Source organism: Variovorax sp. 22077, from assembly GCF_052044195.1.
In the GTDB taxonomy this organism is placed as follows: domain Bacteria; phylum Pseudomonadota; class Gammaproteobacteria; order Burkholderiales; family Burkholderiaceae_C; genus Variovorax; species Variovorax atrisoli.
Window position 1 is genome coordinate 31,706 of sequence record NZ_JBQEQC010000031.1, and the last position, 24,548, is coordinate 56,253.

General features: G+C 65.8%; 24 protein-coding genes and 1 pseudogene. 14 read left to right on the forward strand and 11 right to left on the reverse strand.

The window, feature by feature from the left end:
- Positions 1 to 31 precede the first annotated feature (31 nt).
- Complete coding sequence (locus tag ACTJLF_RS31055; protein ID WP_126185676.1) at positions 32 to 967, forward strand: LysR family transcriptional regulator; 936 nt, start codon at positions 32 to 34, stop codon at positions 965 to 967.
- A gap of 149 nt (positions 968 to 1,116) precedes the next feature.
- Here the strand turns inward: ACTJLF_RS31055 and ACTJLF_RS31060 are convergent, their stop codons facing one another.
- Positions 1,117 to 2,007 (reverse strand): LysR substrate-binding domain-containing protein, encoded by an 891-nt coding sequence (locus ACTJLF_RS31060; RefSeq protein WP_164713568.1) that lies wholly within the window; start codon positions 2,005 to 2,007, stop codon positions 1,117 to 1,119.
- A gap of 112 nt (positions 2,008 to 2,119) precedes the next feature.
- On the opposite strand from ACTJLF_RS31060, the gene ACTJLF_RS31065 reads away from it, so the two are divergent.
- From ACTJLF_RS31065 to ACTJLF_RS31100, 8 genes are read left to right on the forward strand one after another with little or no spacing between them, the layout of a single operon-like run.
- Positions 2,120 to 3,133, forward strand: a complete 1,014-nt coding sequence (locus ACTJLF_RS31065) for a Bug family tripartite tricarboxylate transporter substrate binding protein (RefSeq protein ID WP_416491361.1) — start codon at positions 2,120 to 2,122, stop codon at positions 3,131 to 3,133.
- A gap of 10 nt (positions 3,134 to 3,143) precedes the next feature.
- Positions 3,144 to 3,962: an alpha/beta fold hydrolase gene (locus ACTJLF_RS31070; RefSeq protein ID WP_440884592.1), complete on the forward strand. Its 819-nt coding sequence runs from the start codon at positions 3,144 to 3,146 to the stop codon at positions 3,960 to 3,962.
- A 52-nt stretch (positions 3,963 to 4,014) separates the two neighbouring features.
- Entirely contained in the window at positions 4,015 to 5,442 is a 1,428-nt protein-coding gene (locus ACTJLF_RS31075; protein ID WP_126185673.1) for an FAD-dependent oxidoreductase, read from the forward strand.
- Entirely contained in the window at positions 5,439 to 6,257 is an 819-nt protein-coding gene (locus ACTJLF_RS31080; protein WP_354328030.1) for a sugar phosphate isomerase/epimerase family protein, read from the forward strand. Before ACTJLF_RS31075 ends, ACTJLF_RS31080 begins: the two co-directional genes overlap by 4 nt.
- Positions 6,244 to 7,059: a shikimate dehydrogenase family protein gene (locus ACTJLF_RS31085; RefSeq protein ID WP_354328029.1), complete on the forward strand. Its 816-nt coding sequence runs from the start codon at positions 6,244 to 6,246 to the stop codon at positions 7,057 to 7,059. The genes ACTJLF_RS31080 and ACTJLF_RS31085 overlap by 14 nt, the downstream gene beginning before the upstream one ends.
- Positions 7,056 to 7,946, forward strand: a complete 891-nt coding sequence (locus ACTJLF_RS31090) for an alpha/beta fold hydrolase (protein ID WP_126185670.1) — start codon at positions 7,056 to 7,058, stop codon at positions 7,944 to 7,946. The genes ACTJLF_RS31085 and ACTJLF_RS31090 overlap by 4 nt, the downstream gene beginning before the upstream one ends.
- A 23-nt stretch (positions 7,947 to 7,969) precedes the next feature.
- On the forward strand, positions 7,970 to 9,031 hold the full coding sequence (locus ACTJLF_RS31095; RefSeq protein WP_126185669.1) for an SMP-30/gluconolactonase/LRE family protein: 1,062 nt from the start codon (positions 7,970 to 7,972) through the stop codon (positions 9,029 to 9,031).
- A 24-nt stretch (positions 9,032 to 9,055) separates the two neighbouring features.
- Complete coding sequence (locus ACTJLF_RS31100) at positions 9,056 to 9,697, forward strand: nuclear transport factor 2 family protein (RefSeq protein WP_126185668.1); 642 nt, start codon at positions 9,056 to 9,058, stop codon at positions 9,695 to 9,697.
- Positions 9,698 to 9,760: 63 nt separating this feature from the next.
- On the opposite strand, the gene ACTJLF_RS31105 is transcribed toward ACTJLF_RS31100, so the two are convergent.
- Both ACTJLF_RS31105 and ACTJLF_RS31110 read right to left on the reverse strand, forming a co-directional pair.
- On the reverse strand, positions 9,761 to 10,975 hold the full coding sequence (locus tag ACTJLF_RS31105; protein WP_440884593.1) for an L-dopachrome tautomerase-related protein: 1,215 nt from the start codon (positions 10,973 to 10,975) through the stop codon (positions 9,761 to 9,763).
- Between the two features lie 59 nt (positions 10,976 to 11,034).
- Positions 11,035 to 11,754 (reverse strand): type 1 glutamine amidotransferase domain-containing protein, encoded by a 720-nt coding sequence (locus tag ACTJLF_RS31110; RefSeq protein ID WP_126185666.1) that lies wholly within the window; start codon positions 11,752 to 11,754, stop codon positions 11,035 to 11,037.
- A gap of 119 nt (positions 11,755 to 11,873) precedes the next feature.
- Here ACTJLF_RS31110 and ACTJLF_RS31115 point away from each other — a divergent pair, with 119 nt between their 5' ends.
- The 3 genes from ACTJLF_RS31115 to ligD all read left to right on the forward strand — a co-directional run bounded on the left by ACTJLF_RS31115 (position 11,874) and on the right by ligD (position 16,469).
- Positions 11,874 to 12,785 (forward strand): LysR substrate-binding domain-containing protein, encoded by a 912-nt coding sequence (locus ACTJLF_RS31115; RefSeq protein WP_440884594.1) that lies wholly within the window; start codon positions 11,874 to 11,876, stop codon positions 12,783 to 12,785.
- Positions 12,786 to 12,961: 176 nt separating this feature from the next.
- Positions 12,962 to 13,900, forward strand: a complete 939-nt coding sequence (gene ku / locus ACTJLF_RS31120; protein WP_440884603.1) for a non-homologous end joining protein Ku — start codon at positions 12,962 to 12,964, stop codon at positions 13,898 to 13,900.
- A gap of 31 nt (positions 13,901 to 13,931) precedes the next feature.
- Complete coding sequence (ligD, locus tag ACTJLF_RS31125) at positions 13,932 to 16,469, forward strand: DNA ligase D (RefSeq protein ID WP_440884595.1); 2,538 nt, start codon at positions 13,932 to 13,934, stop codon at positions 16,467 to 16,469.
- A 134-nt stretch (positions 16,470 to 16,603) separates the two neighbouring features.
- Here ligD and ACTJLF_RS31130 read toward each other — a convergent pair whose 3' ends face one another.
- The 7 genes from ACTJLF_RS31130 to ACTJLF_RS31160 all read right to left on the reverse strand — a co-directional run bounded on the left by ACTJLF_RS31130 (position 16,604) and on the right by ACTJLF_RS31160 (position 21,801).
- The gene (locus ACTJLF_RS31130) at positions 16,604 to 17,386 is read right to left on the reverse strand and encodes an exodeoxyribonuclease III (RefSeq protein ID WP_132802387.1); all 783 of its coding nucleotides are present in this window, start codon (positions 17,384 to 17,386) and stop codon (positions 16,604 to 16,606) included.
- Positions 17,387 to 17,432: 46 nt separating this feature from the next.
- Positions 17,433 to 17,768 carry a hypothetical protein gene (locus ACTJLF_RS31135; protein WP_126185662.1) on the reverse strand — a complete coding sequence of 112 codons (336 nt, stop codon included), beginning with the start codon at positions 17,766 to 17,768 and terminating at the stop codon, positions 17,433 to 17,435.
- A gap of 399 nt (positions 17,769 to 18,167) precedes the next feature.
- Positions 18,168 to 18,866: a Crp/Fnr family transcriptional regulator gene (locus ACTJLF_RS31140; protein ID WP_132802393.1), complete on the reverse strand. Its 699-nt coding sequence runs from the start codon at positions 18,864 to 18,866 to the stop codon at positions 18,168 to 18,170.
- A gap of 119 nt (positions 18,867 to 18,985) precedes the next feature.
- Positions 18,986 to 19,702, reverse strand: coding sequence for a Crp/Fnr family transcriptional regulator (locus ACTJLF_RS31145; RefSeq protein WP_132802396.1), 717 nt, complete (start codon positions 19,700 to 19,702; stop codon positions 18,986 to 18,988).
- A gap of 92 nt (positions 19,703 to 19,794) precedes the next feature.
- Entirely contained in the window at positions 19,795 to 20,082 is a 288-nt protein-coding gene (locus ACTJLF_RS31150) for a hypothetical protein (protein WP_440884596.1), read from the reverse strand.
- A gap of 238 nt (positions 20,083 to 20,320) precedes the next feature.
- On the reverse strand, positions 20,321 to 21,112 hold the full coding sequence (locus tag ACTJLF_RS31155; protein WP_440884597.1) for a LuxR C-terminal-related transcriptional regulator: 792 nt from the start codon (positions 21,110 to 21,112) through the stop codon (positions 20,321 to 20,323).
- 467 nt (positions 21,113 to 21,579) lie between these two features.
- Entirely contained in the window at positions 21,580 to 21,801 is a 222-nt protein-coding gene (locus tag ACTJLF_RS31160) for a hypothetical protein (RefSeq protein ID WP_126185659.1), read from the reverse strand.
- Between the two features lie 786 nt (positions 21,802 to 22,587).
- On the opposite strand from ACTJLF_RS31160, the gene ACTJLF_RS31165 reads away from it, so the two are divergent.
- Together ACTJLF_RS31165 and ACTJLF_RS31170 are read left to right on the forward strand one after the other, a co-directional pair.
- On the forward strand, positions 22,588 to 22,860 hold the full coding sequence (locus ACTJLF_RS31165) for a hypothetical protein (RefSeq protein ID WP_126185658.1): 273 nt from the start codon (positions 22,588 to 22,590) through the stop codon (positions 22,858 to 22,860).
- A gap of 350 nt (positions 22,861 to 23,210) precedes the next feature.
- The gene (locus ACTJLF_RS31170; protein WP_132802402.1) at positions 23,211 to 23,750 is read left to right on the forward strand and encodes a hypothetical protein; all 540 of its coding nucleotides are present in this window, start codon (positions 23,211 to 23,213) and stop codon (positions 23,748 to 23,750) included.
- Between the two features lie 104 nt (positions 23,751 to 23,854).
- On the opposite strand, the pseudogene ACTJLF_RS31175 reads toward ACTJLF_RS31170, so the two are convergent.
- Positions 23,855 to 24,547 (reverse strand): annotated as a pseudogene (locus ACTJLF_RS31175) (putative zinc-binding metallopeptidase); the annotation flags it as partial.
- Between the last annotated feature and the right edge of the window lies 1 nt (position 24,548).

Sequence of the window (24,548 nt, forward strand, 5' to 3'; positions counted from 1 at the left end):
ATCGGCCGCTTCGCAAGCGACGGGATGAAAGATGGATGGGTTCGAGCTTCTCAGGACGTTTTCGGAGGTGGCCTTCCAAGGCAGCTTCTCGCGCGCGGCTGCCAGGCTCGGCATTTCGAAGGCCAGCGTGAGCAAGCACGTTGCGACGCTCGAGTCCCGCTTCAATGTGCGCCTGCTCAACCGCTCGACGCGTTCGGTCTCCCTCACGGACGCAGGCCGATTGCTTCAGGCGCGGTGTGCGCCTCTGATGGAGATGATCGAGCAGACCACGAGCGAGCTGCAGGCTCGGGGCTCGCACCCCAGCGGCCGCCTGCTGATCACCGCGCCCCACGGGATGGTCCAGACCGCGTTTCCGCGCCTGCTGGGAGATTTCCTCACCTGCTATCCCGACGTACAGCTCGACCTGAAGCTGAGCAACCGCATGATCGACCTGGTCGACGAAGGAGTCGACATCGCTTTGCGCTTCGGGCGGATCGGCGACGAGAACCTGATCGTGCGGCGCCTGCGCCGGATGGGGCTCACACTTTGCGCGACGCCGCGCTACTGGGCGCGGCGCGGCATCCCGCTACAGCCCGATGACATGCGCAAGCACGATGTCCTCGCATACTCCGTCACGCCAGGGCCTCCACAGATCGCATTCGAAGTGGATGGCCAACCGTACAACGTGCCCATCCGGGGACGCATGGACTCCAACGATGCGAGCGCGTTGATCGGCGCAGCACTGGCGGACATCGGCGCGGTGTGCGTTCCCGACCTGCTTGCGCAGCCCTACGTGGAAGGCGCCTATCTGGTCCCGGTTCTCCAGGATTTCATGCCCAGCGACATCTGGCTCTATGCGGCCTACACACAGCGCCGTCAGAACAGCGCCGCGCTGCGTGCACTGCTCAAGATGCTGGAACTTCGCATGCGGGACAGCGTGCCTTCTCCTGCGGCTTTGTCAGGCGCTGCAGTTGCGCCGCATGCTTGAGGTTAGACCAAAGCTTCCCAATTCGAACTCCAATCCGGGGCGTTCGGCCCGGTCGGATACTGGAGGGCACATGGAGGCCACTGTGGGGCAGACCGATGCCACAACGAGAGCACGCATCATCGGCGCAGCCTCCCGCGACCGCTGCCGGCTCAGCGCTTCGCCTTGCGCAGCTTGTGGATCAGGAACGCCTCCAGCAGTTCCACCGCCTTGCGCCCCGGGCCCGGGGTGGCCGCCAACCACACCTCGCATTCGGGCATCGCAGGCATGCCCTCGCGCGCACCGAGCACCTTGAGCCGCTGGGAGATCGTCGCTTCCCGGAAGACGCCGATCGCGATCCCCGCGCGCACGGCGGCCTCCAGTCCCGTGACGGTGGTGCTCGTGTAGGCGATGCGCCATGGAATGCCCGCCTGGTCGAGCGCGTGCGTGGCCCAGTCGCGCAGCATCGCTCCCTCGGGGTTCAGCGCCAGCGGCAGCGGACGCTGCAGGTGCGTGGCCGAACCCGCGGTCGAGGCCCACACCACGCGCGACTTCGACAGCCGCAGGCCCTCGCCCGAACCCACCGGTCCGATGCCGATCACGAGGTCGTAGCGTGCGCCGAGTTCCCTGTGCATCAGCGACGAAACGCCGTGCTGCAGCTCGACGTGGATGCGCGGATGCAGCTTGCAGAACTCTGCGATGAGTGCAGGCAGAACGCGCGTGGCGTAGTGCTCGATGGCGCCGATGCGGATGCTGCCCGAGACCTCCTGCGCGTCGATGTCATGGAAGAGCTGATCGTTGAGGCTGAGCATCTGGCGCGCGAGCGGCAGCAGCTGCTGGCCCTCCAGCGTCGCGGCGAGCTTGCGCGTGCCGCGCTCCACGAGCTGCACGCCCAGATGCTCTTCGAGCCGCTTGAGCTGCATGCTCACCGCCGACTGCGTACGCGACAGCGCCTTGGCCGCCGTGGTGAAGCTGCCCACGCGCAGCACGGTGTCGAGCACGCGCAGCAGATCGATGTCGACGGTATGGCTGCGCGGAGCGCGCGGCGGGATGGATGCGGGCACAGGACTCCCGGGAAAGGCGTCACGAAACGTGATGCGAGGGATCATAAAGTATCACGTTGCACGCTGCATGGCGGCCCAAGAATGCATCAAACAACAAGCGACGGAGACAGCCATGCACACCGATCCCGACTTTTCCTCGCACCGGCGCCGCCTGCTGTGCGGCACGCTCGCCGCCTCGGTCCTCCCGGCCTCGCTCACGCCTGCAGCCGCGAGCGCTGCAGCGGGCAACTGGCCGCAAAAGCCGCTGCGCCTGATCGTGGGCTTTCCGCCGGGCTCGTCGCCGGACATGCTGGCGCGCGCCGTGGCCGAACCGCTCGGCCAAGCGCTGGGGCAGCCGGTCATCGTCGACAACAAGGTCGGCGCGGCGGGCAGCATCGGCGTGGCGTCCGTGGCGCGGGCCACCGACGGCTACACCATCGGCCTCACGGGCAACGGCCCGCTGACCACGGCCAAGGCGCTCACGCCCTCCACACCCTATGACGTGGCGCGCGACCTGCGTCCCATCTCGCTCGTGGCCACCAGCCCCTTCGTGCTGGCCGGAAGCATGGCGATGCCGGCCACCGACCTGCGCGGCTTCCTCGAGTTCGCCAAGGCGCAGGGCGACAAGCTCAGCTACGGCTCCATCGGGCCGGGCTCGGGCTCGCACCTTGCGATGGAACTGCTGAAGACGCACACGGGCATCCGCGCCGTGCACGTGCCGTTTCCTGGCTTTCCGCAGGTGGCGACGGCGCTGATGGGCAAGCAGATCGACCTGTCGTTCATGATCCCGTCGATCGCCGTGCCGCAGGCGAAGAACGGGCGGTTGCGCCTGTATGGCGTCAGCACGGCTGCGGCGTTCCCCGGCTCGGGCGACGTGCCGCCGATCCAGTCGGCGCTCGACAGGCAAGGCTTCGACGTCGCCTCGTGGAACGCGGTCTTCGGTCCGGCGAGCCTGCCCGCACCCGTGGCCGAAAGGCTCTCGCAGGAGATCGCGCGCATCCTGCAGACGAGCGAGGTGAAGCAGCGTCTGCTCGAACAGGGCTGGCTCGCGGCCGGCAGCGCGCCCGGCATCCTCGCACACAAGATCGCCGAGGACACGGCGATGTGGGGCGGCGTGATCCGCCTGACCGGCGCGCGCGCCGAATAGGAGGCGGGCGATGCAACGCAGGCAGCTCTTCACCACCAGCCTGGCCGGCGCCGCCGCTGCGCTCGTGCCGCCCGTGCGGGCGACCGAGAACGCTGCCGATCCTGCGTCCAGGCCGGCCTTCGTACTCGTGCACGGTGCCTGGCATGGCGGCTGGTGCTGGTCGCGCGTGGCGGCACGGCTGCGCGCGGCGGGACACGCCGTCCATGCGCCCACGCTCACGGGCCTCGGCGAGCGGCGGCATCTGCTGTCGCCGCAGGTCAACCTCGACACGCACATCGCCGATGTCGTCAATCTGCTCGAGTGCGAGGAGCTGCAGAACGTCGTGCTCGTGGGCCACAGCTATGGGGGGATCGTGATCTCGGGCGTGGCGGACCGCGCCCGCGACAGGCTGCGTCAACTCGTGTTCCTGGATGCGCTGCTGCTGGATTCCGGCAAGAGCCTGTTCTCGGACTTCCCCGATGCCGTGGTGCAGCAGCGCCTGAAGACGATCCGCGAAACCGGTGCAGGCGTGGGCGCCGCTCCCGCGTTGCCGCCGTCCGCCTTCGGTGTGAAAGACCCTGCCGATGCAGCCTGGGTGCAGCGACGCATGACGCCGCAGCCCGTGGGCACCTACCTGCAGCCGCTGCAGCTGAGGGCGCCGGTGGGCAACGGTTTGCCGAAGACCTACATCGAATGCACTGTCGACCCGATCGCGACGCTGGAGCCCACCAAGGCGCGCGTGCGCGCGGATGCGGGATGGCGCATGCGCACGCTCGCCACGGGCCACGACGCGATGGTCACCGCGCCGGGGCCGCTGAGCGACATGCTGCTGAGTGAGCTCGCCGCCTGAACCCATTCATTCATTCGTTCACTCCTACCTTCCTTTTTCTCGAAAGCCCGCGATGGGAACCCTCACCTCCGAAGAACGCTATTTCTTTCGCTCCGACGTCAATGCCCGGCAGAGCCAGCGCCGGCAGCGCGTACCTGGCGGCCACGTCACCGAGCCCGCGCGTGAAGTGCCCGTGCACACGGAGTGCGACGTGCTCGTCCTGGGCGGCGGGCCGTCTGGTGTGGCCGCCGCCGTGGCGGCCGCGCGCAACGGTGCGCGTGTGGTGCTGCTGGAGCGCTACAACCACCTGGGCGGCCTTTCGACGGGGGGCCTTGTGATCTGGATCGACCGCATGAGCGACTGGCAGGGCCAGCATGTCATCCAGGGACTCGCCGCGGAGTTCATGGCGCGCATGGGCGCCGAGGCCGTGGCCGGCCCGCCGCGCGACGAATGGGGCTCGCAGGACCCCGACGCCGCCGCCTATTGGGGTCTGCGCACGGCCGCCTTCCACGGCGTGGTCACGCATTCACCGACCATCGACCCGGAGATGCTCAAGGGCGTGTATCACCAGATGGTCCGCGAGGCGGGCGTCGACCTGATCCTGCATGCCTGGATGGCCGCGCCGATCCAGGAGATGGGTCGCGTGAAGGGCGCGATCTTCGAGAGCAAGCAGGGCCGCCGCGCGATCCTGGCGAACGTGGTGGTGGATACCACCGGCGAGGGGGATCTCTACGCGGCGGCGGGCGCGGCCTTCGATTCCGACATCGACGCGCACGACATCCACCATTGCATCAATACCTCGTGGCTTTTCGCAGGGGTGGACATGCAGCGCTGGCTCGACTTCAGGGCAGGCGAACCGGAGGCCTTCTCGGCCTTCATGGCGCGAGGGCGCGAGGCGCTGGGCAGCTTCGAGAAGCCGATCGTGTCTTGGCGCCCCGATGTCGCAACCTTCCTCGGGCCGCGCAAGGCGGGATACAGCGCGCTCGACGTGGACGAGATGACGCAGGTCGAATGGGAGTCGCGCCAGAGTATGAGCGAGCACCTGGCTTTCTATCGGGCGCACGCCCCGGGCTTCGAGAAGGCGTGGGTCATGCTGATGGCTCCGCAGATCGGCACCCGCCACGGGCGGCGCCTGATCGGCGTGAAGCGCGTGCTGCGCAGCGCGTGGGACGCGGGCGCGGTGGAGCCCGACGAGATCGGCATCAGCCCGAGCCCGTCGCCGCGCTTTCCCTCGATCTCGGTGCCCTACGGTGCGCTGGTACCCGCGTCGCTCGACGGCGTGCTCGCGGCCGGCAAGCACATCGCCTGCGACACCAACTCCCATGGCTTCCTGCGCGAGATCCCCCAGTGCTGGCTCACGGGCCAGGCGGCCGGTACGGCGGCGGCGCTGGCGGTCGACAGCGGCGTGCTGCCGCGCGACGTGGATGTGGCGCGGCTGCAGTCCCTGCTGCGCGCACAGGGTGTGCCGCTGCGAGAGGCCAGCGTGCCGGTGACAGCATGAAGTTCCGTCTCTCGCTCGCGCATCTGGGCATGCTCGATGCGCCGCCGCCCTTGCTGGTCGAGGCCGCGCATGCGGCGGGCTTGCGCGGGGTCGGCATCCGCCTTCAGCCGGCGCGACCCGGCGAAGCACCGTTCCCGATGGAGGAGGGCGGGCCGATGCTGCGCGAGACGCTCGCACGCGTGCGCGACCTGGGCATGACGGTGCACGACATCGAGATCGTGCGGATCAGGCCGGGATTCGACGTGCAGGCGCTGTCGGGCGTGCTCGCCTCGGCCCAGCGGCTGGGCGCGCGCAGGCTCATGGTCAACGTGGACGATCCGGACCTGGTGCGCGCGGCGGACAACATCGGGGCACTGGCGGCCCGTGCGCAGTCGCACGGCCTCGTGCTGGGACTCGAGTTCATGATCTACACGGCGGCACGCTCTCTGCACGTCGCGCGTGAACTCGCCGTCGCCTCGGGCTCACCTGCGGTTCGCGTGCTCGTCGACGCGCTGCATTTCTTTCGCGCGGGCAGCGCGCCCGACGAGATGGCCGGCCCGCACGTCGACCGCGATTTCATGCAGGTCAACGATGCGCTCGCGCGTCGCCACCCGGGCCTGTCGCCCGCCGAGGAGGGCCGTGCGCACCGCCTGTTCCCCGGAGAGGGCGAGTTGCCCGTGCATCGCCTGCTGGCGCAATTGAACGACGACGCCATCCTCTCGATCGAGGCGCCGAGCGCCATCCGCATGGCCACGCTGGACGTGCAGGCGCGCGCCGCTGCAGCGTACCGTGCCACCCGGGATTTCCTGAAAGCAAATGACCATGACCACGAATGACACCCTCGACGTACTGCGACTGGACGGCCGAACGACCGTCCTGGGCATCATCGGCGACCCCATCGCACAGGTGAAGGCGCCGCTGCCATTGACGCGCTTGCTTCAGGCGCGGGGCATCAACGCGGTGCTGGTGCCGCTGCATGTGCACGGCGACGACGTGGCGGCGTTGCTGGGCGCGCTGCATGCGGTGCGCAACGTCGCGGGCATCGTTGTCACGGTGCCGCACAAGCAGCGCGTGGCCGGACTGTCGATCGAGCTGATGCCGTCGGCAAGGCAGGCTCAGGCCGTGAACGTCCTTCGCCGCACCAGCGATGGCTGGCAGGGTGACCTGCTCGATGGTGCGGGGTTCGTTGCAGGGCTCTCGCGCAACGGCTTCGACGTGAAGGGGCGCAGCGTGGGCATGGCCGGTGCGGGAGGCGCGGGCAGCGCGATCGGGCTGGCCCTGGCAGCGGCGGGTGCGGCGTCGATCGACGTGCACGACGTCGATGCGGCGAAGTGCGCGGAACTGGTCGAGCGTCTGCGCGCGCTCGGACATGCAGCGGGCCATTGGGATGCCGCGAGCCCTCGCGAGCTCGTCGTCAACGCGACGCCCATGGGCATGAAGCCGGGCGATGCATGGCCGTTCGCGCTCTCGGCGATCCAGGCCGGGCAGACGGTCGCGGAGGTCATCATGGAGCCCGCCACCACACCTTTGCTCCTGGAGGCGCAGGCGCGCGGCGCGCGCATCGTCCACGGCCGGCACATGATGAACGAGCAGCTCGAGGCGATGGCCGACTTCTTCTTCGGCGAGGTGCAGCCATGAGCACGCCGTTCTTCCCCGGCTTCAAGGTCCATCGCGCCGAGCTTGGCAATGCCACGATCCACGCCGAGGTCGGCGGCAGCGGCCCGCCCTTGCTGCTGCTGCACGGCTATCCGCAGACGCATGTGGCGTGGCACCGCGTCGCGCCCGCGCTCGCCCGGCATTTCACTGTGGTCGCGCCCGACCTGCGCGGCTACGGCGACAGCACCGGACCCGGCGGCGATCCGTTGCATATCCATCACTGCAAGCGCACCCTGGGCGGCGACCAGGTCCGGCTCATGAAGTCGCTGGGCTTCGATCGCTTCGCCATCGTCGGCCACGACCGCGGCGCGCGCGTGGCCTACCGGCTGTGCCTCGACCAGCCCGGCGTGGTCAGTGCCTTCACCTCGCTCACGGTGGTTCCGACAGAAGCGATGTGGCGCCGCGCGAACATGGACTTCGGGCTCAAGGCGTTCCACTGGTATCTGTTCGCGCAGCCGTTCGACTTGCCCGAGCGCCTGCTCGACGCGGATCCCGCGTACTTTCTCGACTGGTCGCTGCGCAGCGCGGTGCTCAGGTTCGACGCGGTCACGCCGCAGGCGCTCGCCGAATACCACCGTGCGTTCGCCAAGCCCTCGGTGCGCCACGCGATGATCGAGGACTACCGGGCTGCCGGGTCGATCGATCTTCGGCACGACAACGAGGACCTCGCCGCCGGCCGCCGCATCGCCTGTCCGATGCAGGTGCTGTGGAGCGCATCCAACACCGCGCGGCCCGACCCCGTCGAGATCTGGCGCCAGTGGGCCGACCACGTGGAGGGCGCGGCCATCGACTGCGGCCACCTGATGGCGGAGGAAGCACCCGACGAGGTGCTGGCGCACGTGCTGCCGTTTCTGCAGCGTCACGCCTGACGATCGAAAGGAGAGACCGAGCCATGCGACTGCCGATGATCCTTGCGACGCTGCTGTGCGTCCTGCAAAGCCACGCTGAAGTGCCGACACCAGCGCGGCAGCAGGAGTTCTTCCCCGCACCGAGCTTCGAGCTCGTTCATTCGGGAGGCTGCGGTGTGATGGAAGGCATCGCGAGCGCCTCGGATGGCAGCGTGTACTTCACCGAGATCACGCGTTCGGTCGGCTGCTCGGACGCGGGCGGCGTGCAGGGTGGCCGCATCTGGGTCGTGCCGCCCGGCGGCAGGCCGCGCATCTTCCGCGAGCCCAGCAACATGGCCGCCGGCCTGGCCATCGACGTACAGGACCGGATGGTCACCGCCGAGGGGGCTGACTACGGCGGGCGCCGCGTCTCCATCACCGACCTGCGCACCGGCGCCTACCGCGTGGTTGCCTACTTCCACGAGAACCGCCAGTTCAACGCACCCAATGACGTGGCGATCGATCGCGCGGGCCGCATTTATTTCTCGGACCTTCGCCTCTTCGGCCCCGAAACGATCGAGCAGCGCATCAACGCCGTCTACAGGATCGACCCGCCCGGGCCCGGCGCCAAGGGGCTGTGGCCGCTCACGCGCATCCTGGGCGACAACTCGAAGATGAACGGCATCGAGCTCTCGCCCGACCAGCGCACCCTCTACGTGGGCTTGTGCGACCCCGGTACGAATGCGCTCGGCGAGCAGGGGCAGGCGGCGCTCGACCGGACCGGCGCGGGCGGCCTCGTCGCGTATCCGCTCGATGAGGCTGGCCGGCCGGAGGCGCCGCGCGTGTTGCTCGATCTTCAGAAGTCAGGCTGTGTCGACGGAATGGCCACCGACAGCGAAGGCAACGTGTACCTCGCGCTGCCCGGCGCCGCGTCGGGACCCGGCATCTATGTGATGACGCCGGGCGGTGTGCTGGCTGCGCGCCTTGCGCTGCCCCACAACGAAAGCCCGGTCAACCTGGGATTCGGGCGGGGGCCGGAAGCGGGCACGCTGTATGTGGCCACCGTCGGCGCAGGCAAGGTCTATCGCCTGCGCACCGGCAAGACCGGCTCGCTGCCGTCACGTTGAGTTTTTTGGGAATCGAACAGGAACATGGACATGACCGATGCTTGGAGCGACAAGCTCGCGATCCGCGAGCTCATCGAGAACTGGGCCGTATGGCGCGATGCCGGCGACTGGAAGCGCTTCGCCACCGTGTGGCACGACGACGGCTTCATGCACGCGACCTGGTTCCAGGGGCCCGCGCGCGAATTCATCCGGGTCACCCAGGAGGGCATGGCCAAGGGAGTGAGCATCCTGCATTTCCTCGGCGGCACGTCGATCGATCTGGCGGGCGAGCGCGCCATTGCGCAGACCAAGATGACGATCTCGCAGCGCGCGGAGGTTCAGGGCGTGCTCTGCGACGTGGTGTGCACGGGGCGCTTCTACGATTTCCTTGAGAAGCGCGATGGCCGCTGGGGCCTGGTCGTTCGCCAGCCCATCTACGAGAAAGACCGCATCGACCCCGTCGATCCCGCCGTGCCGCTGCAACTCGACACCGACCGCCTGGCTGCCTTTCCCGCAGGCTATCGTCACCTGGCCTATGTGCAGACCCAGATCGGCTATGCCGTGAAGCGCGACATGCCGCAGCTGCAGGGGGCGGAGGTCGAGGCGCTCTATGCGCGCGGCCGGGCGTGGCTGAACCAGCAGAGTGGTGGCGTCCCCGGCGCGGAGGGTGCGGCGCATTGGAGATGACGCTTCCTGCCTGCCGCCGCGGGCCGTCGCGAGGGTTCCTCTTGGCGCGCGGACACCGTGCGCTCAGCGCGCCTTCGCGTTCCTGCCGGCGACCGGCAGGCGCCAGAGGTCGTAGCGCTCCTCGCCGCCCTTGACCGAGCCCGCGAAGTGCTCGTTCAAGGCACTCGAAGTGAAAACCAGATCACCGCCGGGCAGCGTGGACAGGGTGTCCGGCCATCGGACGCGTTCGTCGGCCGCCATCAGCGACATCGCCTTCGAACGAGGGCTGTACCTCATGATCCCGTTGCGTGTGACATCGGTGATGTAGAGGTCGCCCTGCGCATCGACGACGATCCCGTCCGTGTTGCCGCCCACGGCGCCAAGATCGCGGATCGACGCGGCAAGCTGCGCCTCGGTGGCATCGGTCTTGCGCAGGACCGCGGTGGGGATCGCGTGGGCACGAGTCCCTGTGGTCACGGTCCAGTACAGCGTGCGGCCATCGGGTGACAGCGCGATGCCGTTGATGCCAAGCAGAAGCGGGTTGCCTGGCCAGACCTCGCTGCCATGAGAAAAGACCTTCACGCCGGGCTCGACCTGCAGGGTCGGGTGCTTGTCGAGCACGCGTCGCGCCCGGTTGGAAGCCAGGTCGATCACGATCAGTCCCACCATGTTGTGTGGGGCGCTGCGCATGCCGCTGTCGGAGATGTAGGCCACGCGGCGTCGCTCGTCGACTGCGATGTCGTTCAGGAAGCTGCCCCTGCGGTCGGCAACACCGTCCAGTGGGATTCGCTTGACGGTACGGCCGGACGCGAGATCGATCACGAGCACTTTCTGGGCGCCTTCCGGTGCCTCGGGTTCACCGGCGATGAAGCCCATGTCGACGGCCCACAACCAGCCGTTCCTTCGGTCGACGTGGAAGCCGAGTACGTTGCGCAGGCTCTGTTGCGGGTCGCCGTCGATCGCGTTGGCTTGCACCGAAGGGAACGCCGTCAGCCGCGCGGGACCTGTTCGCGCGCGCGTGTCCAGCTTGCTGAGGGTTGCCGGCGCGCCGGCCGAGATGAGGCGCGGGGTGCTCACGTACGCGGTGCCGTTGGCATCGAAATGCAGACCCGCGATCGGCGCGTCGACCGATCCGGCAAATGGCGCGGGGTTCGCACTGTCGCTGGAGGGCTGCCAGCTCAGCCCGGCATAGCTGCGCCAGCGTTCGAGTCTGGGGCCGCTGGCGGCACTGGCAGTTTGCGAAAGAGCGAGGAGTGCCGCCAGCGCGAACGCGGCGGTCAGGAAGGAACGATGGAGCACGAAGAAACCTTGGGTGTGATGTGGAGCGCGGGGATGGAGGTGTTGGCGCCGTTGCGCGACTAGGCCAGCGGGTGCAGCAGCAGGTCGCGCATCGCGGCCCCGACGCCCGCGGCGGATTGCGGGTTCTGGCCGGTGACCAGCCGGCCATCGACGACGACCTTGGCCGTCCAGTCCGGGGCCGGATGGTGATACGCCCCGCGCAGGACGAGCGTGGAGGCGAGCATGAACGGCACGACCTCGTCGAGCTTGACCGCACGCTCTTCGTCGTCGGTGAAGGCGCTGAGGTTCTTGCCAGCGACCAGGTAGGCACCGTTGCCGAGCGTCACGTTCACCAGTGCCGCAGGACCGTGACACACCGCGCCGACCACGCCGCCCGACTCATAAATTTCGCGTGTGACGCGGGACACGTCGTCGTTCGTCGGAAAGTCCCACATCGCGCCGTGACCGCCCGCGAAAAAGATCGCGCTGTACCTCGCAGGGTCAACCTCGCCCAGGCGAAGCGTGTGGCGAAGGGCCTCGCGAAACGCGTCGTCGCGCCAGTAGCGCGCATTGACCGCGTCATCGAGGTCCAGTCCGTCGACAGGCGGCTCGCCACCCTGGATGGACGCCAGCTCGAAAGGGATGCCTGCCGCTTCGAATTCGGCCAGCGGATGGGTCAGTTCGCCGAGGTAGAAGCCGGTCGCTTCGCCGGTCGCGCCCTTGATGCCATGGCTGGTCAGCACCATCAGAACGGGACGAATCGGCTCGACGAACGGCTTGGAGGGGGCGGTGGAAATCATCGTGTGCTCCTGGAAAGAAGTGAGGGAAGGGGCCTGGTGCCCGTGGAATCGAATGTATTAGTGGCTATGACGGCGATAAACTGCCCTGCAGGGAAATGACTTGTTCTTCAGGAGGCAAGATGAGCCGAAAATTCGATCACCTGGGCGATGTCGAGACCTTCGTGACGGTGGTCGACAAAGGCTCCATGACGTCTGCTGCCGTGGCCCTGGCGACCACGCCATCGGTGCTCAGCCGGGCGATCACGCGGCTGGAGACTCGCCTGGGTGTGCAATTGCTGCGCCGTACGACCCGCCGCCTGAGCCTCACCGACGAAGGGCGGCACTACCTGGAGCAGTCGCGCGCGGCCTTCGCCCTGATCGACGACGCCGAACGCGCGATGCAGGGGCATGGCAGCGAACTCACGGGCAGCGTGCGTCTGAGCGCACCCACCACCTACGCCCATCACCGGCTGCCGGTGCTGTTGCGGCGCTTCGCCGCCCGGCATCCGCAACTGCGCGTCGAGCTGAACATCACCAACCGGAACGTGGACCTGGTGGCCGAAGGCTACGACCTTGCGATCCGCATGGGCCAGTTGCCCGACAGCGGGCTGGTAGCGCGCAAGCTCGAGGATGCGCCGATGTGCCTGCTCGCCGCACCGGCCTACATTGCGCGTGCGGGGGCACCGCGCAGCATCGGCGAACTGGCGGCGCATGCCTGCCTGCCGTTCGTGATGCCGAGCACCGGCCGCGTATCGCCCTGGATCCTGCGCGATGAGGGGCGTGACTTGGACTGGACGCCGCAAGGGGGCCTGCAGGTTTCCGACGATGTCCTGGGTGTGGTCTCGCTCGCCCTGAACGGGTTCGGGATCTGTCAGACCTATGACTTCATCGCGCTCGACCTGATCGGCCAGGGTCGTGCCGTCGAGGTGCTATCGCAGACGCGCGGGCGATCCCGGCCGTTCTCGGTGATCCATGCACCGCACCGGCAGGCGTCGCGTGCAGCACGGGCGCTGATCGATGTCTTGGCTGCGGGGGGCGAGGCAGACGTGTGATCGCCGGGGCAGTGAATGCCGTTGGCGCTGGCACTTGTCTGCCCTGCGGGACCGCCGATGTCCCACAAGGTCCGGGCGCTGGATCCGGAAAAGTCGAGGTTTCGAAGTGGCTTTGCGACGCCACTTTGCTTCTTCACTTCCCTGCATCTCCCTGCGCGGCTGAAAAGGAACTCGACATGGCCACTGGCAGCAGAACCCTCTGGAAAGGCGCCATCACTTTCGGACTCGTCCACATCCCGGTGGGTCTGCACACTGCGAGCATCGAGCAGGGCATCGATTTCGACTGGCTGGACAAGCGCAGCATGGACCCGGTCGGCTACAAGCGGATCAACAAGAGGACCGGTCGGGAGATCGACAAGGACAACATCGTCAAGGGCTTCGAGTATGAAGACGGCAAGTACGTGGTGATCTCGCCCGAGGAGATCGAAGCTGTCTACCCGCGCACCACCCAGACGATCGAGATCCAGCGCTTCATCGACGCGCAGGAGCTTCCCTTCCTCTATCTGGAGCGGCCCTATTACGTCGCGCCGATCAACAAGGGCCAGAAGGTCTATGCACTGTTGCGGGAGGTGCTCCTGAAGACCGGTAAGGTCGGCCTGGCCAAGGTGGTGATCGCCACCAAGCAGCATCTGGCCGTGCTGGTGCCCTCCGGCAGGGCGATGGTGCTGAACCTGCTGCGATGGGGCGACGAGGTCAAGACGCTGGAAGGCCTCGATCTGCCAGCCGCGGGCATGAAGGGCGCCAACGTGAGTGCGGCGGAGATGAAGATGGCCGAGCAGCTGGTCGACAGCATGTCCGGCAAATGGAAACCGGAGGACTTCAAGGACGAGTTCAAAAGCGCCGTCATGAAGATCGTTCAGAAGAAGGTCAAGGCCGGGGACACCGAGACCGTGATCGAGCCCGAGGAAGAAGCACCTGAGGACAGCTCGAACGTGATCGACCTGACCGAGCTGCTCCAGCGCAGCCTCAAGGGTGGCAAGGCTTCCAGGGCCGACGCTCCCGCCGCGAGGAAGCGCGGTGCCAGGGCGGCGGGCAAGTCGGGCGGCACCGCGCGTAAGACCGCTTCGAAGACGGCTTCGAAGAAGGCGACAGCCCCCACCCGCAAGGCGGCCTGAACACGCACGCCGGCCCCGAGAGGGACGCCCGATGGCCAAGAACGATGCGCTGTCCACGTACAAGGCCAGGCGGAACTTCGCCGTCACCGCGGAGCCTGCCGATGGTGGCCGGCCCAGCCCGCACGCGCTGACCTTCGTGGTGCAAAAGCATGCCGCTTCGCGGCTGCACTACGACTTCCGGCTCGAACTCGACGGGGTGATGGTGTCCTGGGCCGTGCCCAAGGGGCCGAGCTTCGACCCGAAGGAAAAGCGAATGGCCATCCATGTGGAAGACCATCCGATCTCCTATTCCTCATTTGAAGGCACGATCCCGCCCAGACAGTACGGCGCAGGAACCGTCATCGTCTGGGACAACGGCACGTGGGAGCCTGTGGGCGACCCCCGCGCGGGCCTGGCCGCCGGGAAGCTGGTGTTCCGGCTGCACGGCCAGAAACTCGAAGGATTGTGGGAGCTCGTGAAGATCGCCAAGGGCGGCGAGCGTCAGGAGCCCTGGATCCTGTTCAAGAAGAAGGATGCCTTCGCGCGCGCCCATGCCGAGTACGACGTGATCACGGCCCTGCCGGACAGCGTCATCGCCAAGCCCCTCCGGCCGACCCGCCGCGAGACGGATGCGCCTGCGGCGAAGCGCGCCGGGAAGGCGTCAGGACCACCCAGGCCGGCGCGCAAGACGGCGCTTCCCGCCGAGATCAAGCCGCAGCTGGCAACCCTCGCCGCGGGCGTCCCTGCAGGCGGCGAATGGTTGTTCGAGATCAAGTTCGATGGCTACCGGTTGATGGCGCGGTTCGACAAGCGCAAGGTCGCGCTCATCACCCGCGGTGGGCACGACTGGTCGACACGCATGCCGACGCTGGCGCAGGAGCTCGCCGGCCTGGGCCTTCACGCGAGCTTCCTGGATGGAGAGATCGTCGTGCTCGGGGACAGCGGCGCACCAGACTTCAACGCGCTGCAAAACGCCTTCGACCGCGGACAGGGTGCTGAGCACATCGTGTTCTTCGTCTTCGACGTGCCCTTCTTCGAGGGGCACGACCTGCGCTCGCTGCCCCTGTCGCAGCGTCGCCAGCTGCTGCGCGACTTCTTCGCGGAAAAAGCCACCGAGCACGTGCGCTTCAGCGACAACTTCGAAGCCGATCCCGCATCGCTGCTGCGCTCCGCGTGCCGGATGCAGATGGAGGGCGTGATCGCCAAGCGCGCCGATGCGCTGTACGTTTCCCGGCGCAGCGAAACCTGGCTCAAGCTCAAGTGCAAGCTGCGGCAGGAGTTCGTGATCTGCGGCTACACCGACCGGACGGACCGCACCGACCAAGTCGGAAGCCTCCTGCTGGGCATCCACGATGACCGCGGCAAGCTGGTGTCCGTGGGGAGTGTAGGCACCGGCTGGAGCAGCGAGGAGGCCAGCGAGCTCAAGCAGAGACTGCTGCCGCTTGCCGCGGCCACATCCCCGTTCGACAAGGGCGACCCGAGGCCGGGCCGCTGGTCCAGGCGCAAGGCTGGCAGCGAGCGTTGGGTGAAGCCGCGGCTGCTGGCGGAGGTGAGCTTTGCCGAGTGGACGCCGGACGATCAGATCCGGCACGCGTCCTTCATCGGACTGCGCGACGACAAGCCGGCGAAGGTCATCGTGCGCGAGCGGCCCCGGCAGCTCGGGACGTCCGCCGCGCCGGTTGGCACGAAGGCCGGTGGATCGTCTGCCACCTCCGTCAAGGTGAGCCATGGCGAGCGCGTGATCGATGCGGCCACTGGCGCCACCAAGCTGGACTTGGTGCGCTACTACGAGTCCATCGCGCAATTCATCCTGCCCCATCTGAAGGGGCGGCCCTGCTCTCTCGTGCGCGGGCCCACAGGGGTTGGCGGGGAGCTCTTCTTCCAGAAGCATGGCGAGAAGATCGGCATTCCCGGCATCACCGAACTGCCCGAAGGCCTGTGGCCCGGCCATGCGGCGCTGCTCGAGATCGGCAGCGCCCCGGCGCTGGCAGGCGCAGCGCAGATGAACGTCATCGAGTTCCATACGTGGAATTCCACTGCGAGGAACGTCGACAGGCCCGACAGGATGGTGTTCGACCTGGACCCCGGCGAAGGAACGAGCTGGGAACATGTGCAAGAAGCTGCGACGCTGGTGCGCGCGCTGCTCGATGCCCTGGGCCTTCAGGCGTGGCTCAAGACCAGCGGCGGCAAGGGACTGCATGTGGTCGTCCCGCTGGCGCCGCGCTACGACTACGAGACCGTCAAGGGCTTCTCGCAGGCGATCGTCCAGCACTTGGCACGAACGATCCCGACACGCTTTGTGGCCAAGAGCGGGCCGAGCAATCGTGTCGGCAAGCTCTTCGTCGACTACCTGCGCAATGGCCATGGTGCGACGACGGCGGTGGCGTTCTCCGCGCGGGCGAGGCCCGGACTGGGCGTGTCGATGCCGGTGGCCTGGGACGACCTGGGACAGCTCAAGAGCGGTTCGCAATGGAACATCCGAACCGCGCGCGAGTACCTTTCCTTCCAGACGGTGGATCCCTGGGAGGGTTATTGGAAGAAGCGCCAGCCTCTGGCTGAAGCGATGAAGCGGCTCGGGTACAGGAGGTAAGCAGGCTCATCGCCGCCCCTTTCGCTGCGACGCCGACGGACCTTCAGTCCAGCGGCGGGTTCGCCTGTCTGGCCAGCGCTCGCGCCGCGGAATCCGCGTGCTGCCGAGAACCTCGCCGATGCATGCGCGTTTGTCTACGCATTGGGCATGTCGAGTTCGATCCACACCGGCGCATGGTCGCTCGCGCCGGTGCGCCCGCGCACGTCGCGGTCCACGCCGGCACTGCGAAGCATCGGCGCAAGTTCCGCGTTCAGCAGCAAATGGTCGATGCGAAGTCCGGCGTCGCGTGGATAGCGGTTGCGCCAGTACGTCCAGAAGGTGAACGGTACGCGCTCAGGATGGCACGTGCGGATCGCATCGGTCCAGCCTTGCTTGAGAAGCTTTGCGAACGCCGCCCGGCTTTCGGGTTGCAGCAGTGCGTCGTCTTGCCATGAGGCCGGGTTATAGATGTCGGCATCGGTCGGCACGACGTTGTAGTCACCGGCCAGCACGACGGGCATGCCGCTCGCGAAGAGTTTCTTCGCATGCCTGTTGAAGGCCTCGAACCACTTCAGCTTGTAGTCGAACTTCGGCCCCGGCTGCGGATTGCCGTTGGGAAGGTAGAGGCAGCCGATCAGCACGCCGTCAACCACCGCCTCGATGTAGCGGCTCTGCGTGTCGGCTTCCATGCCCGGCAGCCCACGTCCGGTGTCGATCGGTGTTTTTCCGCGCGCGAGGATGGCGACTCCGTTCCAGGCACGCTGCCCGAACGCGACGATGCCGTAGCCTGCGCCGTGGACTGCATCGATGGGCAGGTTGCCATCGGGACTCTTGAGTTCCTGCAGGCATGCGACGTCGGGCTTCGATTCGGCGAGCCATTCGAGCAGGCGCTCAAGGCGACTGTTGACACCGTTGACGTTGAATGTGGCGATCTTCATCGGGCCCCGAGCAACGGGCAGGATGGCGGGACGAAGAGGTGTGAAGTCACGCGCCTTCAGGGGTGCAGACGCTGTCCGGGGTGATCCTCGGCCGGTCGACAGGCACCCGCGAGAGAAGCTCGAAGGCCGGGCGGGACCTGCGCCCGTGCCGCACCGGCGCGATCGTGGTGGGCTGCGGCGACGCCGTGCTCGGCGCGCCCGCTAGGCTGGCGAACCGGAGGTCCGCCTCCTTGCGCAGCTTGGCAATTTGCTCGATGCGGTGGCTCGGAACGCCCTTACGCCCGCCCTGCGTGTGCTGGTGAAGCTGATGGATGGCCATGTAGGCGGCAGCTTCCGCCGCCAACCAGTCATTGAAAGCAGCGGAGTCAGCTTCGTCGACCATCGATTTCCTTCAGTGGTGTTGCGCATGAAGAATCTAAGGCTCTGCCGGAAGCCGCTTGTAGTCCGTCGCCGTCAAGGTTCGCCCGAATGCGCCGTCACGCGGGCCTGGTAAGCAGGCCCGCGTGCGACCAACAGTGGCGGGGAACCGGTGAAGCCGGCGCTTTCAGCCCGGCTTCGAAGTCTTGATCAGCCTGAGTTCCCGAGCCGATCGACCGCGCCGGTGCGGCGACGTACCTGCCGCAGTGCGTTTTCTTGTCGGCCGCCCGATCTCTCCGATCGTCATTCGCCACATCTTGAAGACGTGCTTCCGGATGGAACACTCGAGTGCCGGGTGCGGCATGCACCTCTTCTTTGACGGCTCTCGTTGCGATCGCAATATCTGCTATGGAGACGCCGGCTGCTATCGTGAGTCCAGTGTGTCGGCGTAAGCCTTCCGATCCGCCTCGTAGCAGCCGCACGCCGCCATTTCCAGGCCGTTGCGATCGAGCACCGTGAGATCGCCCCTGTGGTACGCAATCAGCCCGCTGTGCTGCAATGCGTTGGCAGCCACGGTGATGCCCACGCGACGCACGCCGAGCAAGTAGGCAAGGAATTCATGTGTCATGCGAAAGCTGTCGGCGTGGGCGCGATCCTGGCTCATCAGCAGCCACCGGGCCAGACGCGGGCCGATCTGATGGAAGCGAAGACATCCGGCCGACGTTGTCAACTGGATCATCAGCACGTAGAGATACCGGTTCAGCACGCGCCGCAGCATCGGGCTGCGTTCGAGTTCCTTCCGGAAGGCTCCTGCGTCGACGCGCCACGCCGTTCCCGACCCTTGCACGATCGCACGCAGGGGCGTCGCGCTCACGCCCAGCACCATCTGCACGCCCAGCATGCCTTCGCGCCCGACCATGCCGACTTCGAGTTCGGGGCTGCCGCTTGTCGATGTCAGCAGAGAAATAAAGCCTTCCGTGGGGAAATAGGCATAGCGCGTGCGCTTTGCGGGCGTGCAGAGCACGTCGGCCAAGATCAAGGGCACAGGCTCGCAGATGGCCAGGATGCGCTGCCGCTCCCTTGCGGGAAGCATTCGGATCAGATGGTTCTCGATGACAGTCAATCTCGCCCTCCTTGTGCTCGTGGTCCGGACGAGTCTGCAACAAGGGCAGGGAATTCACCGTTCGATGGCGCACACAGCGCACCGGTGTCCGCGAACGCCTGACGTCACCGCCCCAGCACCTACGGCGCGACGCCGTCAGGCAGGAGCCGGTCGTATTCCTTCTTGACCACTGCGTAACACTCGCAGGCGCGTTGCTCTAGGCCCCGGCGATCCAGCACCGAAATGCGCCCGCGGGCGTAGCGGATCAGTCCGGCCGCCTGCAGCTTGAGCGCCCCTTCGGTCACGCCTTCGCGGCGTACACCGAGCATGTTGGCGATCAGCTCCTGTGTCATCACGAGCTCGTTTCCCTCCAGCCTGTCCAGGCTCAGCAGCAGCCAACGGCAAAGCTGTTGATCCAAAGAATGGTGTCGGTTGCACACCGCCGTCTGTGCCATCTGCGTGATCAGCGCCTGGGTGTAGCGCAGCAACAGGTGGAGGATGGGAGGACGCGTGAATTCTTCCTTGATGGCCTGCGCCCTCAGCCGGAAGCCCTGCCCTGCGCTTTGCACGACGGCGCGGCTGGGCGTGGATTCGCCACCCATGAACAGCGAGATGCCGACGATGCCTTCGTTGCCTACCACGGCGATTTCGGCCGATGCGCCGTTCTCCATCACGTACAGCAACGAGACGATGGCGCTGGTGGGAAAGTAGACGTGGCTCAGCGCGATGCCCGATTCGTACAGCACGTGACCCAACGGCATTTCCACCGCCTCGAGTTTCGGCCGCCATCGCTGCCATTCGGCCTCGGGCAAAGAAGCCAGAAGTCTGTTTTTTCTCGGGTCGATCGCAGCTGACATCGCGTGCTCCAGACGGCTCTGGAAATGAATCGGGATCCGCGTTCATGCGCAGAGCGTCATCCAGTATAGGCAGCAATGGCCTCTTTGGTACGCTAGCGCACACATCGGCATGTCGAGAACTCGGTACCCGTTTCGCTCAAAGCAGGGGGCCGGAAATGGCGTTTTCTTTCGCAAGCAGGGTTTTCGCTGGCGATGGCCAACGCGCCTTCGCGGGTGATTGCGCGAACAAGCACTGCTTTAGTCGCGAATGCTCTCAGCCCGCATTGCGTTTCACGAGTCGCCTCGATCATGCCGCTGGCAATCGAGCGTTTTGCCGCCGCCAAGTCTGCAGACGGCGTGAGCCACCAGGGCTGAGTCACGCGTTCGAGCCGCATCAGCATTGAATGTCCATGGGAGTCCCTTGGCAGCAGGCAACGGCTGGGAGGCCGATCATCTAAGAGGGTGGCGCGGCAGTCAGATGCTGAAGATGCAACCAGTGCCCGGCACACCCTGTACGGCGGGAGCGCTTGCCATAGGGCGCGCCCCAGGCTGTCCAAAGCAGCAACGACAATCTCCAGGATTTCACGGCCCCGAGGACTGGCTGGCGATCGACCGCCGTTGCGCAAGTTGGCAACCGCTCTACAGCAGGCCCCTGTGCGTCGCACAACTCACTGCTTGCGCGCGCGTGTGGACCTGCAGCTTGCGGTAGATGCTCTTTATATGGACGTTGACAGTTTGGGGGCTGATCCCGAGTTGTTTCGCGATGGCGTCGCCGCCGTTCCCGAGGGCCACAAGCTGCAACACCTCCAGTTCTCGTGCAGTCAATGTTGCGCGGCCAGTCGGCGACCGGACAGGATTGCCATTGGCGCGCGAGTGGTTCAGGTGAACGAGCAACCTGCGAGCCAGGGTCGGAGTGACGGCAGCTCCGCCGTTGACCACGTGCAAGACGGCCTGCGCGTAGCTCTGTAGCCACGCGGATTGAACCAGGTAGCCGGAGGCTCCGAGCTCAAACGCATGCAGGGCCTGAGCCTCGTCAAGGTGCGCTGAAATGGCAATGACTTCAGGCGTACTGCGATGCTTCTTGGCCTCTGTAATCAGCTCGAAGCCGCTGCCGTCCACGAGGCAAACGTCCACTATCAACACGTCAAGTTCATGTCGTATCAACAGGCATCGCCCCCCGCGCAACGTGTTCGCCTTTTCGAGCTGGATGCGACGATCGTCAAGCAATTCCTGCGCGATCACATTTCGGATCGAGGGATCCGAAGCCACCAGCACCACTCGTACCGGTTTGGCGTGTTGCCCAGCCAGAAAGTGCGGCCACTGAAACTCAGTTGCATTTTGCGGAGGCGGCGCCTCGAATTGTCCACGCCCCGAGTAGTTTCGCGTCAGACTTTCCTCGCTTGCTGCCAAGCTATCGCTTTCTCTCTCCATTGCAGCTCCCCTTTTTTCATCGGTATTGCTTCGGCGGTGGAAGTCGAGTCGCTTTCCTCAATGCAAAGAATTTCTTTATGTTCGCCCAGATTGCTTGCCTGCCGAGCAGAAGGGAATCGTCAGACATCCGCAAAGTCCGCTGCGCTTTACTTCGCCGGGGGCTTCGAAGAAGGTGTGACGGTCACAGCAGTGCTCTCGCTGGGCTTGCCAGTCTCGCCTTTCATTCCATCGATGCCTTGAACGCCCGCTACATCTGGAGGCGCTGCGGGTGCAGGTACAGCGACAGATGCAGCCGGTACGGCGACAACGGCGGCAGGTCCATCGCATGCGGCCAACCTCGATACGCCGAGTAGCGTCAAGGTCGGTGGCAGATGCCTCCTGAAGAATCCCTTGAAGGGTCCCCTCAGACCAGACACGTTCCCGGCTCGGGACAGTGCGCCAGCGAACATAAGCTCACTGCGTTTACCCTATGCGGGGGCACGCCCGACCTCGGCGGCAAACCAGCGAAAGATCTTGGCCGGATTACTCCGATCGCTTGTGTGCCGAACGAACAGAAAGCCGGACGCTGCGTTGCCGATCGCGTCGATTGGAATGCCTGCAGCCTGCAACGCGGACTCTTCCTCTGCAACGCTCGTGTAAAGCGGCAACCTCAGCGTGATGGTCGCGCTGTGGATGACTTGACCTGTCATTGGCGTTTCTCCCTTGAGTACGATGGCATGTTAAAAAACTCGAGAAGATCGGTCTGTGCGTTGCCGCACACAATGAGCGCTGCGTTCCTCAAGAGCAGGTTCGAAGGGAGAACGGGCAACGGCTCGGCCCGAGCAGCAACGTCGCCTGCATCTTTTTGCGAGATGAGAAAAACGCCTCGCCGTAACGGGTATGCGGTGAGGTCCAACGGCAGCTGCGCCGCGCAGACGGGACACGTCGACAAGCCCGTGTTCGGCACGGGCATGAGAAATGCCCGATAGCGGCGGGCAGCAAAAACGTTGGAAAGTCAGGATTTGCGGTGTTGCATGGGGTCGGCTTCATGAGGCTCGACCTGTGGACGGTTGGCCCTGCTGTTTTTGCTGCTGCGGGTGTTGAGGCTGGCTTCTTTTCTTGGTGGTTGGATATGGAAGAATTCCTGGTGAAGCTGCGATGTTGGCTGCCGGTCCATTCGGCTGCGACGTCGCTCTCTGACTCTGGGCGTTTGCCGGGACCGGAGGTAAGAAGTTGCGCGCTGCGTCCAGTCAGGCTCCCAAGCCATGCTTTCGATTCGAGAACGAACTTTCGCAGGCGCCTTGGACGGCGACGGCCCGCCAGCATCGAGGTTCCGCCCCTTGAAGGGCGGGCACCTAAGCTACCTCTACCAGCGCTGGATGACCGTCAACGAGATCATCGCTTGACCCAGGTGCTCGGTCTGTGTGCTATCGCACGGTTCAATCTTGCTTTCGGCGGTAGTGTCAGCATTCCACTTGCTTCCGAATAGAGGTCCCATGACTTCTTCCCAATTCGCGGCTGAGTCCCTTCTTCGCACCTACCTGAGCGGACGCAGTATGCCGAGGATCCTTCGTGATGCTGTTGTGTGCGTGATCGAGGCACGGCTCACCAACAATGAGACGCCGACTCTCGATGAAACACTGCGCATGGACATCGATAACCATGCTGTAGCGCCTTCTGGGCAGCCGATCGCGCGCGCCGTGCAGCGTCGCTTGGGTGAGATGGAAGTCGCAACGCATGCAGGCGCAAGCGCCGGCAACTGCTCTTAGCGGATTTGTGGCTTGCAAGGGTCCGGGCTCGGTGTACTCGCGTCGCACATGCAAAGACCGCACCTTAGGATAAGCCACGGCCGGCTCTCGCGGCTGACGTTTCATCGTCGTGAGGCAAGGGCCCGGCGGACCGCGGCACGGAGGATCGGGGTGTCAGGCCATTGCCTTCTCCGAGGTCTCTTTGGCGCGAAAACTGCCGGCGCTCCGACTCAGGGCTTCGCTTCTTCCGGCAATGGGCCAGTAGGTCGCAAGCTCGGCACGACTGTTGTGAACCGGGTGTGCTGGTGTTGATTTGTGACTATGTGCGCTGGCGCACGGAGGCTCATGCAACCCAGGGCTAAGGTGGATGCATGGATGCAACTCCCAAGCCTTTGGAAGACGTGTTATTCACCGGCTGCAGCGACGGGCGTGCGCTGGATCGGGCGCAGTGGACGACATCGGTAGATGCCGTGTCTACGAAAGGAGGATTGCGCTACCACGCCTTTTTCTTCAGGAACGGAATATTCGCGTGCCGCATGGTGCTATCGCGCAGTCTCAAGGATCAAGCAACGGCGGAGAAGGAATTCGAACGTCGCCTGAAAGCCTGGAGCGCCGAATACGAGTCGGGTGGCGAGAAGTTGCCTGCAGTGGATGCGCGCATGCGAGCCAGCGATAACCTGTCGAATAGTGGCGACGGAAGGTCTTCGTCCGGAACGAAGATGCTCTTCGCCAAGCTGAAGTGGGAGGTTGCCTCTGAGCGGCTGGCGCGCGCCTTGGATGCTGGCCCAAGCCTTTCTGCGGAGGAGAAAGGGGATCTGGAACTCGCGTTCAAGTTGGTTCGAGCTGCACTGGAGGAAGTCTGCACGGCGTTCAAAGCCCGTACGGGGCAAGAGGGCGCAGCGGTTGGATAGCCCCGTGGGCGAGGGCATCGCCTGACTTTGAATGCAGCTTGCACAAGGACGCAGGCCGAGGGCTTTCCCCTCCGCGATCTGGTGTCACAGAGGACAGGCGACGCTCAGCAGCGCGGTAGGAAATTCATTGGCATGCGACCCGCGCTTCCGGCGCGTGCCACGCGGTGGATGAAGTCGAGCTTCTCGATCACCGGCGGAACATCGACGAACGGATAGCTGGCGTGCGCGCCGAGGCTGCGGTCCATCGCGTTGATGAACCGTGAGACGGGCAACCATTGCAGGATGATGAGCTCATGGATCGATTCGGCATCCAGGTCGAGCGGGCGCACCTTCAAGGCTGGACCGGACGGTGAGGGCAATTCCAGGTGAGCACCCCGGGAGGCGGCTGTTTCCAAGCCATCCACCAGGTGCAAGTAATGGCCCCAGGTTTCGGCCGAGTCTTCCCACGGATGCGAGCTCGCATAGGCGCCGATGAAGTGTTGAGGCCAGTCGCGGTCTGGCCATGCATAGTGGGTGTTCAGTGCCGAGTCGTAGTCCGCGCGTTCGTCTCCGAAGAACGATCGGTACTCCGTAACCCACGGCGTGTCGCGCACCAGCCGATCCCAGTAGTAGTGGCCAATCTCGTGGCGAATGTGACCCAGCAGCGTACGGCTGGGCTCGTGCATCGAAAGGCGGATGTGCTCGCGGCAGGCATCGTCCGCGTCGGCAATGTCGAGCGTGATGATGCCTTCGTCATGCCCGATGAGTACCCGCTGCTGCGAGTTCATCTGCTCGAGAAACTCGAACAACAAGCCATTG